The following is a 16,316-nucleotide window of genomic DNA, read 5'->3' as shown; positions in this document are numbered from 1 at the left end:
GGATCCGGAGGCAAGGTGTCAGAACACAATCTCAACTGGAAGTACGCGGGCGACGTCGTCGTCGAGAGCGCGGCGATGCTCACGGCGCGCGCTCACGCGCACGAACTGGGCGTCGAACCGATCTCCCCGGCGATCGGCGCGCAGATCGCGGTGGTGGCCGCGGCCACCCGCGCGGAGTCCATCGTCGAGGTGGGCACCGGCACCGGCGTCTCCGGGCTCTGGCTGCTCCGCGGCGCCACGAGCGCGGTGCTGACGTCCATCGACACCGAGATCGTGCACCAGCAGCAGGCACGCGCGGCGTTCACGGAGGCCGGCATCACGACCAACCGCATCCGCCTCATCACCGGCAGCGCGCTCGACGTCCTGCCGCGGATGAACGAGAACTCCTACGACCTCGTCCTCGTCGACGGCGACCCGGGATCGGTCATCGAGTACGTCGAGCACGGACTCCGTCTGGTGCGTCCCGGTGGCACCGTGCTCGTCCCGCACGCGCTTTGGCGGGGCCGCGTGGCCGATCCGGCTCAGCGGGACGAGACCACAGGCCTCTTCCGCTCGCTCGTCCAGGAGATCTCCGCGTCGGACGCGGTCGTCAGCGCCCTGTCCCCGGCCGGCGACGGCCTCCTGCAGATCACCAAACCGAACCTCTGAGCGCTCCCCGCACGACGACGAACCGGCCGCCATCCTGACTCTGTGAGCAGTGATGGCGGCCGGTTCTCGGCTCATGCGGCGTCGGTGACGGGGATCAGCCCGCGCTCACCACACCCGCGAGTGCATCATGCAGTTCTTGAGCCTCTGCGTCGTTGACCGACACGACGAGACGCCCTCCCCCTTCAAGAGGCACTCGCACGATGATGAGCCGACCCTCCTTCACGGCCTCCATTGGCCCGTCTCCGGTGCGTGGCTTCATTGCGGCCATGCGAGTCCCCTCTCGTTATTCGACTGACCCCCATTATCTCGTATCACGGGGGCTCGTGATAATCCTGAGCGCGGCGAGGCGCAGGATGACGCCCGATCCGCGCTCAGGGAATGGTCCAATACGCGTTCGCGAGGCCGTACATGACGAAGATCCAACACCATTGCAACGCCAGCGAGACGATGACGACGCCACCGCGGTACCAGCGGTTCCGTGGGACGGCGACCGCACCGAGGAGCGGGAAGACCGGTACGAGCAGCCGGAAGACACTCGTCTGCGGGAAGAACACCGCGAAGAGGTACAGGAGGTAGGACCCCACCCACAACCGGAGGTCGGCACCGAGCCGGCGCACCGGTGGGAGGAACAGGAGCACGACGGAGCCGACGAAGATCGCGGCGACGACGGCGATGCCCGGACCATCCCCGAACCAGAACTGGCCGCCCTGGATCCAGGCCGAGAACGGGACGAGGGGCTGCTCCCCGATGAAGGCGGCCCGCCACGCCAGCTCCGTCTCGAGGTACGCCTCCGGCGTCCCGGTGACGAGACCGGCGATGACCATCCACGCGAATCCGGCGAGGGCAGCGAGGGCCCCGCCCGCGAGGATGAGGACGACCTCCCGGCGCGCGAGCGGGTCGCGGTGTCGCGTGACGATACGCACGATGAGATGGAGGCCCAGCAGGAGCGAGAAGGCCAGGACTCCGGGGCGGGTGAACGCCATGACCGGGATGACGGCGAGGAGCCAGCCGTACCGGCGCGTCACGAGCAGGAGCAGTGCGAGCGTCAGCAGCAGCAGGAACATCGATTCCGCATAGGCGACCTGGAACAGGGCGCTGAGCGGGGCGATGCAGAACAGCACGACGGCGAACATCGCCCGTTCATCGCCGAGGCGGATGCGCAGGAGCCGGTGGAACAGCAGGGCCGCCCCCAAGCCGCAGCACAGCGAGACGATGACGGCCATGACCGGCCACGGCAGGAAGGTGACGACCGAGAGCGCCTTCACGACCCCCGGATAGACCGGCATGAACGCCCACGCGTTCTCCGCGACCCGGCCGGCGTCGTCGAGCGGCAGCTGGGTCGGGTAGCCGTACGTCGCGATCCACCAGTACCACTGTCCGTCCCAGCCGGCGGCGAGCGTGCCGAGCGAGGGGAACGCGCCGAACCGGGAGTCCGGCGCCTGCAGCAGACTCGCGACCGCGAACATCGCGGTCGTCACCAGGCGGGACAGCACGTACACGATGGTGATCCGCCCCCACCAGGGCAGGCGAGCCCAGCGCTGGAGCATCGACGGCCGCTCCTCGACCTCGGTCGAGTGGGCCGCGTCAGCGACCATCGGGCCCGGTCAGCCAGGCGCGGAGCCCGCGCTCGCAGTCCTGGATGTGTGCGAGCGGGACGCGCTCGTCGTCGGCATGGGCGAGGAGCGGGTCACCCGGTCCGTAGTTGACGGCGGGGACGCCGAGTGCGGAGAAGCGTGCGACGTCCGTCCAGCCGTACTTCGGGGCCGGTGTGCCGCCGACCGCGGCCAGGAAGTCCTGGGCGATCGGCGCGTCGAGCCCGGGACGAGCGCCCTCCGCGACGTCCGTCTGCACGACCTCGAAGCCGGAGAAGAGCTCCTCGAGGTGGGCGAGCGCCTCGGCACCCGTCCGGCTCGGAGCGAAGCGGTAGTTCACCTCGACGGTGACCAAGTCCGGGATCACGTTCCCGGCGACGCCGCCGGTGATCCCGACCGCGTTGACGCCCTCCCGGTAGACGAGCCCGTCGACCTCGACCTCCCGTGGCGTGTACGAGGCGAGCGTCGCGAGGACCGGTGAGATCGCGTGGATCGCGTTGACGCCGACCCAGCTCCTGGCCGCATGCGAGCGCTTGCCGTGGGCGCTCACGTGGACGCGGAGCGTTCCGTTGCAGCCACCCTCGACGCCGGCGTTGCTCGGCTCGCCGAGGATCGCGAAGTCACCGACGAAGAGGTCGGGACGGTTCCGCGCGAGACGCCCGAGGCCGTTGAGGTCGGATGCGACCTCCTCGTTGTCGTACCACATCCAGGTGATGTCGACGATGGGATCGGTGAGCTCAGCCGCGAGCTTCAGCTGGACCGCGACGCCGCCCTTCATGTCGACCGTCCCTCGACCCCAGAGCACCGCCTCGCCGTCGCGCTCCTCGAGCCGGGTCGGGACGTTTCCGTTGATCGGGACGGTGTCGATGTGGCCGGCGATGATGACCCGCTGTGCACGTCCGAGCGAAGTGGAAGCGACCACCGTGTCGCCGTCGCGCACGATCGTCAGGTGCTCGAGACCCTCGAGCGACGCCTCGATCGCGTCGGCGATGCGGGCTTCATCCCCCGAGACGGAGGCGATGTCGCACAGCTGCTGGGTGAGTTCCACCGAGGAGACGGACAGGTCGAGTACGGGGACTTCGGCTGGCATGGCACCAGTGTATTGGCCGTCGACCTGAGTGTTGGCCGGTACCCTGGAGCCATGACCGCTGCGCCTGCCGAGACCCCTGTTCCGACTCACGCCTGGGGCTCCGGCCTCGCGACCATCGCCGCCGACGGCACCGTGCTCGACACCTGGTTCCCCGAGCCCTCGCTCGGACGGATCCCCGAGGGCCGCGACCGCTGGATCGCCCCCGCAGACCTCGAGGCCCTCGCGACCGACGACGAGCGCCGGGCCGTCCGCATCGACATCGTCACGGTCGAGATCGAGCTGCAGGCCGCTCCGCAGAGCACCCCGGACGCCTACCTGCGGCTGCACCTGCTCAGCCACCTGCTCGTCCAGCCGAACACGATCTCGCTCGACGGTGTCTTCGCGCACCTCCCCATCGTCGTCTGGACCAACGCCGGCCCCGTCCACCCCGCGGACTTCGACCGCCTCCGACCGTCGCTCCTCCGCGCCGGCATCCACGCGACCGGCATCGACAAGTTCCCGAGACTCCTCGACTACGTGACGCCCGACAAGGTCCGGATCGCCGACGCCTCGCGCGTCCGGCTCGGCGCCCACCTGGCACCGGGCACCACCGTCATGCACGAGGGCTTCGTCAACTTCAACGCCGGGACCCTCGGCGCGTCGATGGTCGAAGGACGCATCTCGCAGGGCGTCGTCGTCGGTGACGGCAGCGACATCGGGGGTGGTGCGTCGATCATGGGGACGCTCTCCGGCGGCGGGACGCAGCGGGTGGCGATCGGTCAGCGCGCCCTCCTCGGCGCCAACTCCGGCATCGGCATCTCGATCGGCGACGACTCGGTGGTCGAGGCGGGTCTCTACGTGACTGCGGGCACCAAGGTCGTCCTCGCGGGTGCTGCGGCCACGGCCGAAGGCGCGCCGCGCACGGTCAAGGCGGTCGAGCTGTCGGGTGTCCCGAACCTCCTGTTCCGACGGAACTCACTCACCGGTGCCGTCGAGGTGCTCCCCCGCTCGGGCTCGGGCGTCGAGCTGAACGCGGCACTGCACGCCTGACCCGGCCTCCCGGGACGCAGAACGGCCCCGCATCCGAGGTGGATGCGGGGCCGCCCTTCGACAGGCTCAGGAACCGCCCTTCGACAGGCTCAGGAACCGACAGGATTAGCGCGTCGGGAAGGGACGCTCGGGCGAACCCGTGTACAGCTGCTGCGGGCGCCCGATCTTGGTCTGCGGGTCGAGGTTCATCTCACGCCAGTGGGCGATCCACCCGGGCAGGCGTCCGATGGCGAAGAGCACCGTGAACATCCGCGTCGGGAAGCCCATCGCCTTGTAGATGACGCCGGTGTAGAAGTCGACGTTCGGGTAGAGCTTGCGCTCCTTGAAGTAGTCGTCCTCCAGGGCGATCTGCTCGAGCTCCTGAGCCAGGTCGAGCAGCGGGTCGTTGATGCCGAGCGCCCGGAGCACCTCGCCGGCGCTCTCCTTGACGAGCTTGGCGCGCGGGTCGTAGTTCTTGTAGACGCGGTGCCCGAAGCCCATGAGCTTCACGCCGTCTTCCTTGTTCTTCACGCGGTCGACGAAGCGCTGCACGCCCTCGCCGGACTCCTGGATCCGGCCGAGCATCTGCAGGACAGCCTCGTTCGCGCCACCGTGCAGCGGACCCGACAGGGCGTTGATACCGGCGGACACGGAGGCGTAGAGGTTCGCTCCGGTGGAGCCGACGAGGCGGACCGTGGAGGTCGAGGCGTTCTGCTCGTGGTCCTCGTGCAGGATGAGCAGGAGGTCGAGCGCCTTCGACAGGACGGGATCGATCTCGTACGGCTCGGCGAGGTTGCCGAAGTTCAGCTTGAGGAAGTTGTCGACGAAGCTCAACGAGTTGTCGGGGTAGAGGAACGCCTGCCCGACCGACTTCTTGTGCGCATAGGCGGCGATCACCGGGAGCTTCGCGAGCATGCGGACCGTCGTGAGCTCGACGTGGTCGGGATCGTGCGGATTGGCGTCCGACTCGTAGTAGGTCGACATGGCCTGCAGGGCGCTCGACAAGACGGCCATCGGGTGTGCCGTGTGCGGGAGCGCCGAGAAGAACCGCTTGAGGTCCTCGTGGAGAAGCGTGTGGCGCCGGATCTTCTCGTCGAATCCGCCGAGTTCGTCCGCAGTCGGGAGCTCCCCGTGGATGAGCAGCCAGGCGACCTCGAGGAAGGTCGACTGCTTCGCGAGCTGCTCGATCGGGTAGCCGCGGTACCGCAGGACGCCCTGGTCGCCGTCGATGTACGTGATCGCCGACTTGGTCGCCGCGGTGTTGACGAACCCGTAGTCGAGCGTGGTCAGGCCGGTCTGCCGCGTGAGCGAGGAGATGTCGATACTCGACGCGCCCTGGGCTGACTGGTGGATCGGGAATTCGGCCGTTCCGCCGGGGTAGTTCAGGGTGACCTGCTGCGTCTCGGTGGAAGCCTGTTTCTCGACGTCGCCCACGGCGCCTCCTCATATCTTTGTGCGATAGGGACTCGACATCGCCCTCCGATACGACGGCGTGTCACATACAGCCTAATCGGCTTCGGACCCTACTGCTGTTTCCCACAGTGATCCGGCGACTTCCTTGGAGTTCACCCCGAAATCGGGCGGAGTCCCCGAAGTCGGGCCGCGGCGGCCGCGATGCGCTCGTCGGTGGCGGTCAGGGAGAGCCGCACGTGTTGCGGTCCGGCCTCGCCGTAGAACACCCCTGGACCCGCCAGAACACCGATCGACGCCAGGCGGTCGATACTCACCCAGGCGTCCTGGCCTTCGGTGATCCACAGGTACAGTCCCGCCTCGCTGCGGTCGACCCGGAACCCGGCCTCACGGACGGCCGGGAGCAGCACCTCGCGTCGGGCGCGGTAGCGGGCCTTCTGCTCCGCCACGTGGGCGTCGTCGCCGAGCGCCGCGACCATGGCGGCCTGCAGCGGGGCCGGCAGCATGAGACCCGCGTGCTTCCGGACGGTGACCAGCCGACGCACCAGGCGCTCGTCGCCCGCGAGGAACGCGGCACGGTATCCGGCCAGGTTGGACTGCTTGCTCAGGGAGTAGATCGCGAGGACACCCTCGGTGTCGCCGTCGGTCACGCGGGGATCGAGCACGGACGGGGTCGGGGTGTCGGACCACTCCCCCTCCCAGCCGAGTTCCGCGTAGCATTCATCGCCCACGAGGACGGCGCCGAGTTCGCGGGCTCTGGCTCGGGCTGCGCGCAGCTCGTCGACCGACAGGACACGACCGTCGGGGTTGCCGGGGGAGTTCAGCCAGACCAGCCGGGTGCTCTCCGGCCATTCGGCGGGGTCGTCGGAGGCGAACGCCTCGGCTCCGGCGATCGCCGCGCCGACCGCGTACGTCGGGTAGGCGGCCACCGGGTGGACCACGGTGTCGCCGGCGCCCAGGCCGAGGAGGAAGGCGAGCAGCGCGACGAGTTCCTTCGAGCCGATCGTCGGGAGGACGGCGTCGAGGCTGAGCCCCTCGACACCACGACGGCGCGCGAACCAGTCGACGATCGCCTGCCGGAGTTCGGGCGTCCCGACCGTGGTCGGGTACGCATGTGCGTCTGTGGAGGCCCGGAGCGCATCCCGGATGAGGCCGGGAGTCGGATCGACCGGCGAACCGATCGAGAGGTCGACGATGCCGTCGGGGTGGCGACGGGCCTGCTCCGCATACGGGACCATGAGGTCCCAGGGGTAGTCGGGCAGCGGCGGCAGTGCCACGCGACTACTCGTGGGCTTGTGGCGGCAGCGCGGCGATGAGCGGGTGGTCCGAGGGGATCACGCCGACCTTCGCGGCCCCACCCGGGGAACCGATCTCGTCGAAGAACTCGACATTGGCCTTATAGTAGTCCGCCCACTCCTCGGGAAGGTCGTCCTCGTAGTAGATGGCCTCCACCGGGCAGACCGGCTCGCACGCACCGCAGTCGACGCATTCGTCGGGGTGGATGTAGAGCGACCGTTCACCCTCGTAGATGCAGTCGACGGGGCATTCGTCGATGCAGGCGCGGTCCTTCACATCGACGCACGGCAGGGCGATCACGTAGGTCACGGGCGGGTGGCTCCCTTCACGAGCACTGAGTTGTCCAGTCTACGCCTGCGGCGAGACGGGGAACGGTTCGGGCGCCGGTCCCGCGGGACGGTCGTCGCGCTTGCGGGCGCGCTCCGGGAGCTTCGGCCACGCGACGACGAGGACGGCGATGAGACCGGGCGCGATGGTCCAGACGAGGCCCGAGACGCTCTGCGGGATGAGGACGGAGCCGCCGGTGCTCTCGAGCAGCAGGATCCCGATCATGAGGATGACCCCGAGGGCCGCTGCCGACGCTGCGAGCCGGTCCCCCAGGACGATGCGGAGTCCGACCAGGAGCATGGCCACGCCGAGGATCCCGAGCACCAGTCCGACCGGGAGGGCGACACCGAGTACGGAGGGCGCCCAGGCGTGCGCGACCGTGCCGATGGCGCCGTACGCCAGACCGACGAGGAACGCGAGGACGATCCCGATCACCCGCGACGCCGTGGACTGCTCGTGCGGTGCGTCCTGCTGCGGCGGTGTCGGCGGGAACCAGCGGTCGTCGCCGACCGTGCGGCCGTCTGGGAGGCTGGGGTCGGGGGCCGGATCGGTCATCCGCCGATTGTATCTGGACAGCCTCAGCATCAGGCGCTATGGTCGACGTCGGATAAGGTTAGCCTTACCCAACCGCGTTCCGAAGTCGCAGCGCCCCGCCCGGCGCGCCCTCGGATGCATCCCCACCCCGCAGACGACGGCCTCCCCTGGGCGACCGCCTGCTCGACGCCCGAAAGTCCGGTCACGTGCTCGCGAACTACCTCATCGGCCTCCGCGAAGGCCTCGAAGCAGGCCTCATCGTCGGCATCCTCGTCGCCTACCTGAACAAGCTCGGCCGCCGCGACGTCCTCCCCCGGTTGTGGCTCGGCGTCGCCGTCGCGATCGTCGTCTCGCTCGGTGTCGGTGCCATCCTCACCTGGGGACCGTACGGGCTGAGCTTCCAGGCGCAGGAGATCCTCGGCGGCGGACTCTCCATCCTGGCCGTCGGGCTCGTCACCTGGATGATCTTCTGGATGGGGCGCAACGCCCGAGAGCTCAAGCACGACCTCGAGTCACGACTCGACGCCGCCGTCGCCGGATCGGCGATCGGCATCGTCGTCCTCGGCTTCATCAGCGTCGGCCGCGAGGGCATCGAGACCGCCCTCTTCATCTGGGCGAGCGTCAACTCCGGTGAGAGCGCCGTCGTCGGCTCGATCGGCGCGCTCCTCGGCATCCTCACCTCCGTCGTCATCGCGTATCTCATCTACCGCGGATTCGTCCGGATCAACCTCGGCACCTTCTTCACGTGGACGGGGCTCTTCCTCGTCGTCGTGGCTGCCGGCGTCCTCGCCTACGGCGTCGGCGACCTCCAGGAAGCGGGCGTCATCCCCGGCTGGGGGCAGGCCGCGTTCAACCTGAGCGCGATCATCCCTCCGACGAGCTGGTACGGCACCGTCCTCGGCGGACTCTTCAACTTCACCCCTGCCCCGACCTGGGCGCAGTTCGGTGCGTGGCTGCTGTACCTGATCGTCACGCTCGTCTGCTTCATCCGGGTCTCGGGTCTCGGCCGTCGGCGCCCGACCTCGGTCACGAAACCGGTCACGACGAACGCCTGACCGGTCCCCGCCCCACAACGAACCAAGCACCAGCACCTTCCGACAGGAGTCTCCATGCAGCACCGCATCATCGCCGGCCTCGCCGGCGCGGGCGTCCTCGCCCTCGCCCTCACGGGATGCGTCCCGAACAAGACGGGAAGCGACGCACTCACCGTCGCCATCACCGACGACTCGTGCTCGGTGTCCGTCGCGAAGGCGACGGCCGGTGCCGTGACGTTCTCGATCACCAACAACGGCACCGACGTCAACGAGTTCGAGATCCTCGCCTCGGACAAGCTGCGCATCGTCGGCGAGAAGGAGAACGTGACGCCGGGCCAGACGGTGTCCTACGTCGCACAGCTGAACCCCGGCACGTACTACACGGCCTGCAAGTTCCAGCTCGTCGGGGCTCCCGTCGGCCTCGCCGAGTTCACCGTCACCGGTGAGAACGCGACCGTCTCGAAGGACGAGCAGGCGCTCACCGACCAGGCCGTGACGAACTACGTCGCCTACATCAAGTCGCAGGTGGCCGAACTCGTGCCGCAGGTGAAGGCCTTCACCGACGCGTACGCCGCCGGCGACGACGAGACCGCCCGTCAGCTGTTCGCGACGACGCGCGTCTCGTACGAACGCATCGAGCCGACGGCCGAGGCGTTCGGCGACCTCGACCCGAAGATCGACTACCGCGAGGTCGACGCCGTGGCTGAAGGACTCGACTGGACCGGCTTCCACCGGATCGAGAAGGACCTCTGGCCGCCGGCAGCCGACGCGCTGAACTCCGACGGCACGAGCGCGCTGACGGACTGGACGCCGTCGACGCCGGAACAGCGTCAGCAGTTCGCCACCGGACTCGTCGACGACGTGCAGCAGCTGTTCGACCTCGTCTCCGAGAAGGACTTCACCGTGAGCCTCGGCGACATCTCGAACGGTGCCATCGGTCTCCTCGACGAGGTCGCCGTCGGCAAGATCTCCGGCGAGGAGGACTGGTGGTCCCACACCGACCTCTACGACTTCGCGGCCAACGTGCAGGGAGCCGAGGTCGCGTTCGGCAACGTCAAGGACATCGCCGCGAGCAAGGGTGACGCGGGCACGAAGCTCGTCGGCCAGATCGAGACCGAGTTCACGGCGCTGCAGGACCTGCTCGCGAAGTACGGCAGCCTCGACAGCGGCTTCGTGAGCTACGACACCGTCACCGAGGAGCAGCGCAAGGAGCTCTCCGACCAGGTGAACGCCCTCGCCGAGCCGCTGTCGCAGCTCACCCACACGGTGCTCGGCGTCGCCGAGTAGCACCGAACGGATCCACCGCCGCCTCCGCGGCGCGCCGGGCCGGAACCGCTCAGAGCATTCTGGGGGTTCCGGCCCTGCGGCCTTCCAGCCATCCCTGAATAGCATGAGGTCCGATGACCGAGCACACTCCCCCCACGACTCCTGCCACCGAGGCAGGGTCCACGCCCACCGCGTCTGGACCCGAGGCAGGATCGACGCCCACCGCGCCTGAACCCGGCGCCGCGTCCGCACCACCGAACGACGCCCCGCAGCGCGGGCTGTCGCGCCGGGCGCTGTTCGGCCTCGCCGGAGCGGGCGCCGCAGGGCTGGCGGCCGGAGCCGGGGCGACCGCGGCCATCACCGCCGCCGTCAGCGCCTCGGCGAGTGCCGCGGGCGTCACGACGGTCTACCCGTTCAACGGGGCCCACCAGAGCGGGATCACGACGCCGGCGCAGGACCGCCTGCACTTCGCCGCGTACGACGTGTCGGCTGGGACCACCCGGGAGGAGCTCATCGAGTTGCTCCAGGACTGGAGTGTCGCCGCGGCGCGCATGACGCAGGGGAAGGAGGTCGCCGACGGCGGTGCCGTCGACGGCTCCCCGCTCGCTCCCCCGGTCGACACCGGAGAAGCGCTCGGACTGCCCGCCAGCGGGCTCACGATCACCTTCGGGTTCGGACCCACCCTCTTCACCGCCGAGGACGGCACGGACCGGTTCGGCATCGCCGACCGGCGCCCGGCCGAGTTGGAGAAGCTCCCCCGCTTCACGGGCGACAACCTCCAGGCGGGCCTCACCGGCGGCGACCTCTGCATCCAGGCGTGCGCCGACGACCCGCAGGTCGCGGTGCACGCGATCCGCAATCTGAGCCGCATCGCGTTCGGACGCGCCTCCATCCGCTGGTCGCAGCTCGGCTTCGGTCGTACCTCCTCGACCTCCACCAGCCAGGTCACCCCGCGCAACCTGTTCGGCTTCAAAGACGGCACCGCGAACGTCAAGTCCGAGGAGACCAAGACGGTCGAGGAGCAGGTCTGGGTCCAGGACGGAGGCAGCGCCGCCTGGCTGAGCGGTGGTTCCTACCTCGTGGTCCGGAAGATCCGCATGATCATCGAGACCTGGGACCGCGCGCAGCTCCAGGAGCAGGAGCGCGTCATCGGTCGGAGCAAGGGCGAGGGCGCACCGCTGTCGGGCGGTAAGGAGTTCACTGAGCCCGACTTCGACGCGGTCGGCGCAACGGATCAGCCGCTCATCGACAAGCACTCGCACGTGCGCCTGGCGCACCCGACCCAGCTCAAGGGCACGAAGCTCCTGCGACGCGGATACAACTTCGTCGACGGCAACGACGACCTCGGGCGGTTGAACGCCGGACTGTTCTTCATGTCGTACCAGCGATCGCCGAAGCAGTTCATCGACGTGCAGCGCGCGCTGGCCACCGATGCGCTCAACGAGTACATCAAGCACGTCGGGTCGGCGATCTTCGCGGTGCCGCCGGGCGCGAGCAAGGACGGCTGGGTCGGCGAGACGCTCTTCGCGTAGGACCTGCCCGGTCGCTGAGCCCCGGTCACTGAGCCCTCCCTGTCCGGTCACTGAGCCTGTCGAAGTGCTACTTGACCGTCACCGTGTAGAGGATGCTGTCCGCCGAGGCGACGAGCTTCACGTCGTAGGCCGTCGTCGACATCGTCACGATCGAACCGTCTCCGTTCGCGATCTCCGCGTCGACCGTGAAGCCCGCCGCGACGAGCGCGTCCTTCGCTGCGGTGGCCGCGTCGGTCGCCTGGACCGTGACGACGAAGGTGTCCTTGCCGTCGACCGTTCCACGTCCGCCGTTGACCGTGCCGTCGACCACCGGGACCGCGTCGACGGGGTATCCGTCCGGCAGCCCCTCGTCGAGGTTCACGTCGAAGTCGCCACCGGTGGCGTCGCGGATGCCCTGCTCGACGGAGTCCTTGACGGTGGACTCGATGACGCTGCACCCGGCGAGCGTCGGAGCGAGGACGAGGGCGGCCAGCAGGGCGAGGGAGGCGGGTCGGCGCATGCCCATGAGCTTAACGATCCGATGCCCGGTCTTCCTGAGAGGACCGGGCATCGGGTTGGAGCGGCTGCTGCCTACTCGGACTGCTTCTTGAGACGCGAGTAGCTGCGCTGGCGGGCCTGAGCGTCGAGCTCGACCTTGCGGATGCGCACGTGCTCGGGCGTGACCTCGACGCACTCGTCCTCGCGGGCGAACTCGAGGCTCTCCTCGAGCGTGAGGACGCGCGGCGGCGTCATCGACTCGAAGTTGTCGGCCGAAGACTGACGCATGTTGGTCAGCTTCTTCTCCTTGGTGATGTTGACGTCCATGTCGTCGTTGCGCGAGTTCTCACCGATGACCATGCCCTCGTAGACCTCTTCGGTCGGCTGCACGAAGAACGACATGCGCTCCTGCAGCGCGATGATCGCGAAGGGCGTGACCACGCCGGAGCGGTCGGCGACGATCGAGCCGTTGTTGCGCGTCGTGATCGCGCCGGCCCACTCGCCGTAGCCGTGTGCCAACGCGTTGGCGATACCCGTACCGCGCGTGGCGGTGAGGAACTCGGAACGGAAACCGATGAGGCCGCGCGACGGGACGATGAACTCCATGCGGACCCAGCCGGTGCCGTGGTTCGCCATGTTCTCCATGCGGCCCTTGCGAGCGGCGAGGAGCTGGGTGATCGCGCCGAGGTGCTCCTCGGGAGCGTCGATGGTCAGGTGCTCGTACGGCTCGTGGACCTTGCCGTCGATACGCTTCGTGACCACCTGCGGCTTGCCGACGGTGAGCTCGTAGCCTTCGCGACGCATCTGCTCGACGAGGATGGCGAGCGCGAGCTCTCCACGGCCCTGGACCTCCCACGCGTCGGGTCGACCGATGTCGAGGACCTTGAGCGAGACGTTACCGATGAGCTCGCGGTCGAGGCGGTCCTTGACCATGCGCGCGGTGAGCTTGTGGCCCTTGACCTTGCCCATGAGCGGCGAGGTGTTGGTACCGATGGTCATCGAGATGGCCGGGTCGTCGACCGTGATGGCCGGCAGCGCGCGGACGTCCTCGGGGTCGGCCAGGGTGTCGCCGATCATGATGTCGGCGAAACCGGCGACGGCGACGATGTCGCCGGGGCCGGCGCTCTCGGCCGGGTAGCGGTCGAGGGCCTTCGTGATCATGAGCTCGGTGACGCGGACGTTGTGGACGTCGCCGTCGTGGCGGACCCAGGCGACCGTCTGGCCCTTCTTCAGCGTGCCGTTGAAGATGCGCAGGAGCGCGAGGCGACCGAGGAACGGCGAGGCGTCGAGGTTCGTGACGTGCGCCTGGAGCGGGTGCTCGTCGTCGTACTGCGGAGCCGGGATGTGCTCGAGGATGGCTGCGAACAGCGGCTCGAGGTCCTCGCTGTCGGGCAGTTCGCCGTTGGCGGGCTTGTTGGACGACGCGCGGCCGGCCTTACCGGAGGCGTAGACGACCGGGACGTCGAGGACGGCGTCGAGGTCGAGGTCGGGGACGTCGTCGACCATGTCGCTGGCGAGACCGATGAGGAGGTCCTGGCTCTCGACGACGACCTCGTCGATGCGCGCGTCGGGGCGGTCGGTCTTGTTGACCAGGAGGATGACCGGCAGCTTGGCCTCGAGCGCCTTGCGGAGCACGAACCGGGTCTGCGGCAGGGGGCCCTCGGACGCGTCGACGAGGAGGACGACGCCGTCGACCATGGACAGGCCGCGCTCGACCTCTCCACCGAAGTCGGCGTGGCCCGGGGTGTCGATGACGTTGATCGTGATCGGGCCGTCGGTGGCGTGTTCGCCCTTGTACGAGATCGCCGTGTTCTTGGCGAGGATGGTGATGCCCTTTTCGCGCTCGAGCTCATTCGAGTCCATGGCGCGTTCTTCGAGGTGGGCGTGTTCGGCGAAAGAGTTGGTCTGTCGCAGCATGGCGTCGACGAGGGTCGTCTTGCCGTGGTCAACGTGGGCCACGATCGCGACATTGCGCAGATCGGAACGAGTGGCGAGCGCCATAAAAGGGTGGCTTCCTTCAAGTGGATGGGATTCGGGCACGATGGTGCCGACGGACCATCATACCGCAGGAGTCCTGGCCGGGGGCTGAACGGCGACGGGCACCGGCGGTTTCCCGCCGATGCCCGTCGTCCTCAGGGTTCAGGAGGAACCCGTCGTGTCGCTTACTTCTTCCAGCCCACGTTCTTCCAGTCGATGGTCTCGAACTGGGTCGGCCCGTAGTTCACGAGGCCGGTCTTGACGCCGTAGGTGTACGGCACCGGGAACAGCGGGAGCGTGGTCGCGAGGGCGACGATCTTCTTGTCGATCTCCTTCGCGATCTCGAGGCGCTTGTCGGGGTCGAGCTCCGCGTTGGCGCTCGCCCAGAGGTCACCGAGGGAGTCGTCGGTGACGCCGGGGAAGTTCTGCCCGGAGTCGGCCGGGTAGAAGATCGACTCGGTGCTGGAGATCGGGAAGGCGGTGCCCTGCCACGCGAAGCTCACGGCGTCGAAGTCGCGGGTCTCGGTGGTGACGTACTTCGTGAAGAAGTCATCCGAGGGGACGGTGTCGATCTGGAGGTCGAAGCCCGACTCCTTGACCATGGCCTGCACCTGCTGCGACGTCTCGGCGGAGACCGGGTTGTCGGAGTCGATGACGTAGCGGACGGTCAGCTTCTGGCCGTCCTTCTCGCGGATGCCGTCGCTGCCTTCCTTCCAACCGGCGTCCTCGAGCTGCTTCTTGGCCGCGTCGATGTCGTAGCCGAGCACCTTGGAGGCGTCGTCCTCGTAGCCGTCCTGGCCCGGGAGGAAGATGAGGTTGTTCAGCAGGTCGGTCGGCGCGTCGATCGCGGCGAGGCGGGCCTCGGCGATGGTCTGACGGTTGATCGACTTGGCGAACGCCTGGCGGACCTCGGGGTCGCTCAGGACCTCGGACGTGCCGTTCAGCGTGATGTGGTTGTAGGTGGTGCCGCGCGAACGCTGGATCTCGGCGTCGCTGCGCTTCTGAGCCGTCTGGTAGTTGTCGGCGTTGGAACCCACGCTGAAGACGTCGATCTCACTGTTGGAGAACGCCTGGGCGAGGCCCGCGCGGGAGATCTGCTTGAAGATGATGTTGTCGAGCTTCGGCTTGTCGCCCCACCACTTCGGGTTGGGCGCGAAGGTGACGACGGCACCGGTCTGGTCGATCTTGCTGACGATGTACGGGCCACCCGACACGTAGGTCGTGCCGTCGGCCGCGTACGGTCCGGTCGCCCAGAGGGTGTTGAACGACTCGGGCGTCGCGCCGAGCCACTTCGGCCAGATGTTGCCGAGGATGGACGGCCAGTCCGCGTTCTTGTTCTTGAACGTGATGAGGACGTCCTGCGGGCTGTCGCCGGCGGTGACGGACTCGATGTCCTTCCACACGTTCGTGGACGTGGGTGCGTACGCCTCGTTCGCTCCGTTCAGGGACTGCCACGTCGCAGCGACGTCGTCGACGCTGATCGCGGTGCCGTCGGACCACACGGCGTCGGGGTTGATCTTGATCTCGACGACCTGCGGGTCCTCGCTCTTCAGCTCGACCGAGGTCGCGTAGTCGGGGTTCGCCTCCCAGGAGCCGTCTTCCTTGATCTTGACGAACGACGGGGTGTACAGGTTCGTGAGGAACTGGTCGTCGACCGTGCCGGCGTCGAGGTTGTTGAGGTTCCAGTTGGCCGGGATCGTGTCGACCGCGAGGTTGAGTGTGCCGCCCTGGGCGATCTGGTCGGCGTCGGCGCGCTCCCAGCCGGTGCCGGACAGCTCGGCGGGCTTCGACGTCGAGCCGCCACCGCCTGAACCGCCTCCGGTGCAAGCCGTCAATGCGAGGGCGACGATCGAGACGCCGGCGAGGATCATCCCGCCGCGCCGCTTCGATCCCTGTGTTCTGGAACTCATCGAGATCCACCTTTCGTGACGTGTAACTGCGCAACGCCGCACCGATGCGGAGCGGAAGGCGCGCAGGCCAATGTGCACCATCTTGCACCCGCTCCGGGGATCCCCCACAAGTGGGCACGAATTGTTACCGTTTCGATTTATCGGCAACACGTGCCGGAAACATACGTTTCGTTTCCTGGGAACACGCGTCGTTTTCTGATTCCCGATGGTTGGGG

15 protein-coding genes are annotated in these 16,316 nt (G+C 68.3%); 5 read left to right on the top strand and 10 right to left on the bottom strand.

The window, feature by feature from the left end; translation table 11 throughout:
* Window positions 1-15 precede the first annotated feature (15 nt).
* Complete coding sequence (locus ACLIME_RS02660) at window positions 16-648, top strand: O-methyltransferase (protein WP_064296167.1); 633 nt, start codon at window positions 16-18, stop codon at window positions 646-648.
* A gap of 94 nt (window positions 649-742) precedes the next feature.
* On the opposite strand, the gene ACLIME_RS02655 is transcribed toward ACLIME_RS02660, so the two are convergent.
* From ACLIME_RS02655 to dapE, 3 genes are all read right to left on the bottom strand, one after another.
* Window positions 743-916 (bottom strand): DUF3117 domain-containing protein, encoded by a 174-nt coding sequence (locus ACLIME_RS02655; RefSeq protein ID WP_079002123.1) that lies wholly within the window; start codon window positions 914-916, stop codon window positions 743-745.
* Window positions 917-1,019: 103 nt separating this feature from the next.
* Window positions 1,020-2,243: a hypothetical protein gene (locus ACLIME_RS02650; RefSeq protein ID WP_244175442.1), complete on the bottom strand. Its 1,224-nt coding sequence runs from the start codon at window positions 2,241-2,243 to the stop codon at window positions 1,020-1,022.
* The gene (gene dapE / locus ACLIME_RS02645; protein WP_411558139.1) at window positions 2,233-3,330 is read right to left on the bottom strand and encodes a succinyl-diaminopimelate desuccinylase; all 1,098 of its coding nucleotides are present in this window, start codon (window positions 3,328-3,330) and stop codon (window positions 2,233-2,235) included. The genes ACLIME_RS02650 and dapE overlap by 11 nt, the downstream gene beginning before the upstream one ends.
* A 51-nt stretch (window positions 3,331-3,381) precedes the next feature.
* Here dapE and dapD point away from each other — a divergent pair, with 51 nt between their 5' ends.
* Complete coding sequence (dapD, locus tag ACLIME_RS02640) at window positions 3,382-4,359, top strand: 2,3,4,5-tetrahydropyridine-2,6-dicarboxylate N-succinyltransferase (RefSeq protein ID WP_071261031.1); 978 nt, start codon at window positions 3,382-3,384, stop codon at window positions 4,357-4,359.
* A 105-nt stretch (window positions 4,360-4,464) separates the two neighbouring features.
* Here dapD and ACLIME_RS02635 read toward each other — a convergent pair whose 3' ends face one another.
* The 4 genes from ACLIME_RS02635 to ACLIME_RS02620 form a co-directional block, all read right to left on the bottom strand.
* Window positions 4,465-5,724, bottom strand: a complete 1,260-nt coding sequence (locus ACLIME_RS02635; protein ID WP_411558771.1) for a citrate synthase — start codon at window positions 5,722-5,724, stop codon at window positions 4,465-4,467.
* Between the two features lie 179 nt (window positions 5,725-5,903).
* The gene (gene dapC / locus ACLIME_RS02630) at window positions 5,904-7,025 is read right to left on the bottom strand and encodes a succinyldiaminopimelate transaminase (protein ID WP_411558138.1); all 1,122 of its coding nucleotides are present in this window, start codon (window positions 7,023-7,025) and stop codon (window positions 5,904-5,906) included.
* 4 nt (window positions 7,026-7,029) lie between these two features.
* Complete coding sequence (gene fdxA, locus ACLIME_RS02625) at window positions 7,030-7,353, bottom strand: ferredoxin (RefSeq protein WP_079705538.1); 324 nt, start codon at window positions 7,351-7,353, stop codon at window positions 7,030-7,032.
* 39 nt (window positions 7,354-7,392) lie between these two features.
* A complete protein-coding gene (locus tag ACLIME_RS02620) occupies window positions 7,393-7,926 on the bottom strand; it encodes a hypothetical protein (RefSeq protein WP_079705537.1) in 534 nt (177 codons plus the stop codon).
* A gap of 185 nt (window positions 7,927-8,111) precedes the next feature.
* On the opposite strand from ACLIME_RS02620, the gene efeU reads away from it, so the two are divergent.
* From efeU to efeB, 3 genes are all read left to right on the top strand, one after another.
* Window positions 8,112-8,960 carry an iron uptake transporter permease EfeU gene (efeU, locus tag ACLIME_RS02615; RefSeq protein WP_124769014.1) on the top strand — a complete coding sequence of 283 codons (849 nt, stop codon included), beginning with the start codon at window positions 8,112-8,114 and terminating at the stop codon, window positions 8,958-8,960.
* Window positions 8,961-9,014: 54 nt separating this feature from the next.
* Complete coding sequence (gene efeO / locus ACLIME_RS02610) at window positions 9,015-10,226, top strand: iron uptake system protein EfeO (RefSeq protein WP_411558137.1); 1,212 nt, start codon at window positions 9,015-9,017, stop codon at window positions 10,224-10,226.
* A gap of 113 nt (window positions 10,227-10,339) precedes the next feature.
* Entirely contained in the window at window positions 10,340-11,737 is a 1,398-nt protein-coding gene (efeB, locus tag ACLIME_RS02605; RefSeq protein ID WP_411558136.1) for an iron uptake transporter deferrochelatase/peroxidase subunit, read from the top strand.
* 67 nt (window positions 11,738-11,804) lie between these two features.
* Here the strand turns inward: efeB and ACLIME_RS02600 are convergent, their stop codons facing one another.
* The 3 genes from ACLIME_RS02600 to ACLIME_RS02590 form a co-directional block, all read right to left on the bottom strand.
* The gene (locus ACLIME_RS02600) at window positions 11,805-12,236 is read right to left on the bottom strand and encodes a hypothetical protein (protein WP_192005231.1); all 432 of its coding nucleotides are present in this window, start codon (window positions 12,234-12,236) and stop codon (window positions 11,805-11,807) included.
* Window positions 12,237-12,307: 71 nt separating this feature from the next.
* The gene (gene typA / locus ACLIME_RS02595; protein ID WP_056007297.1) at window positions 12,308-14,215 is read right to left on the bottom strand and encodes a translational GTPase TypA; all 1,908 of its coding nucleotides are present in this window, start codon (window positions 14,213-14,215) and stop codon (window positions 12,308-12,310) included.
* Window positions 14,216-14,376: 161 nt separating this feature from the next.
* Window positions 14,377-16,101 carry an ABC transporter family substrate-binding protein gene (locus tag ACLIME_RS02590; protein WP_159878240.1) on the bottom strand — a complete coding sequence of 575 codons (1,725 nt, stop codon included), beginning with the start codon at window positions 16,099-16,101 and terminating at the stop codon, window positions 14,377-14,379.
* Window positions 16,102-16,316: the final 215 nt, after the last annotated feature.

The organism is Plantibacter sp. MPB07, assembly GCF_046619465.1.
Taxonomy (GTDB): Bacteria; Actinomycetota; Actinomycetes; order Actinomycetales; family Microbacteriaceae; genus Plantibacter; species Plantibacter auratus.
The sequence above is the reverse complement of the archived record's forward strand: the minus strand, read 5'-3'. Positions and strand labels throughout refer to the sequence as shown.

What these genes read in the sequence shown, in the direction of transcription:
- ACLIME_RS02655 (WP_079002123.1), bottom strand. Translation starts at nt 916, where the DNA reads ATGGCCGCAATGAAGCCACGCACCGGAGACGGGCCAATGGAGGCCGTG.
- ACLIME_RS02650 (WP_244175442.1), bottom strand. Translation starts at nt 2,243, where the DNA reads ATGGTCGCTGACGCGGCCCACTCGACCGAGGTCGAGGAGCGGCCGTCG.
- dapE (WP_411558139.1), bottom strand. Translation starts at nt 3,330, where the DNA reads ATGCCAGCCGAAGTCCCCGTACTCGACCTGTCCGTCTCCTCGGTGGAA.
- dapD (WP_071261031.1), top strand. Translation starts at nt 3,382, where the DNA reads ATGACCGCTGCGCCTGCCGAGACCCCTGTTCCGACTCACGCCTGGGGC.
- ACLIME_RS02620 (WP_079705537.1), bottom strand. Translation starts at nt 7,926, where the DNA reads ATGACCGATCCGGCCCCCGACCCCAGCCTCCCAGACGGCCGCACGGTC.
- efeO (WP_411558137.1), top strand. Translation starts at nt 9,015, where the DNA reads ATGCAGCACCGCATCATCGCCGGCCTCGCCGGCGCGGGCGTCCTCGCC.
- efeB (WP_411558136.1), top strand. Translation starts at nt 10,340, where the DNA reads ATGACCGAGCACACTCCCCCCACGACTCCTGCCACCGAGGCAGGGTCC.
- ACLIME_RS02600 (WP_192005231.1), bottom strand. Translation starts at nt 12,236, where the DNA reads ATGCGCCGACCCGCCTCCCTCGCCCTGCTGGCCGCCCTCGTCCTCGCT.
- typA (WP_056007297.1), bottom strand. Translation starts at nt 14,215, where the DNA reads ATGGCGCTCGCCACTCGTTCCGATCTGCGCAATGTCGCGATCGTGGCC.
- ACLIME_RS02590 (WP_159878240.1), bottom strand. Translation starts at nt 16,101, where the DNA reads ATGAGTTCCAGAACACAGGGATCGAAGCGGCGCGGCGGGATGATCCTC.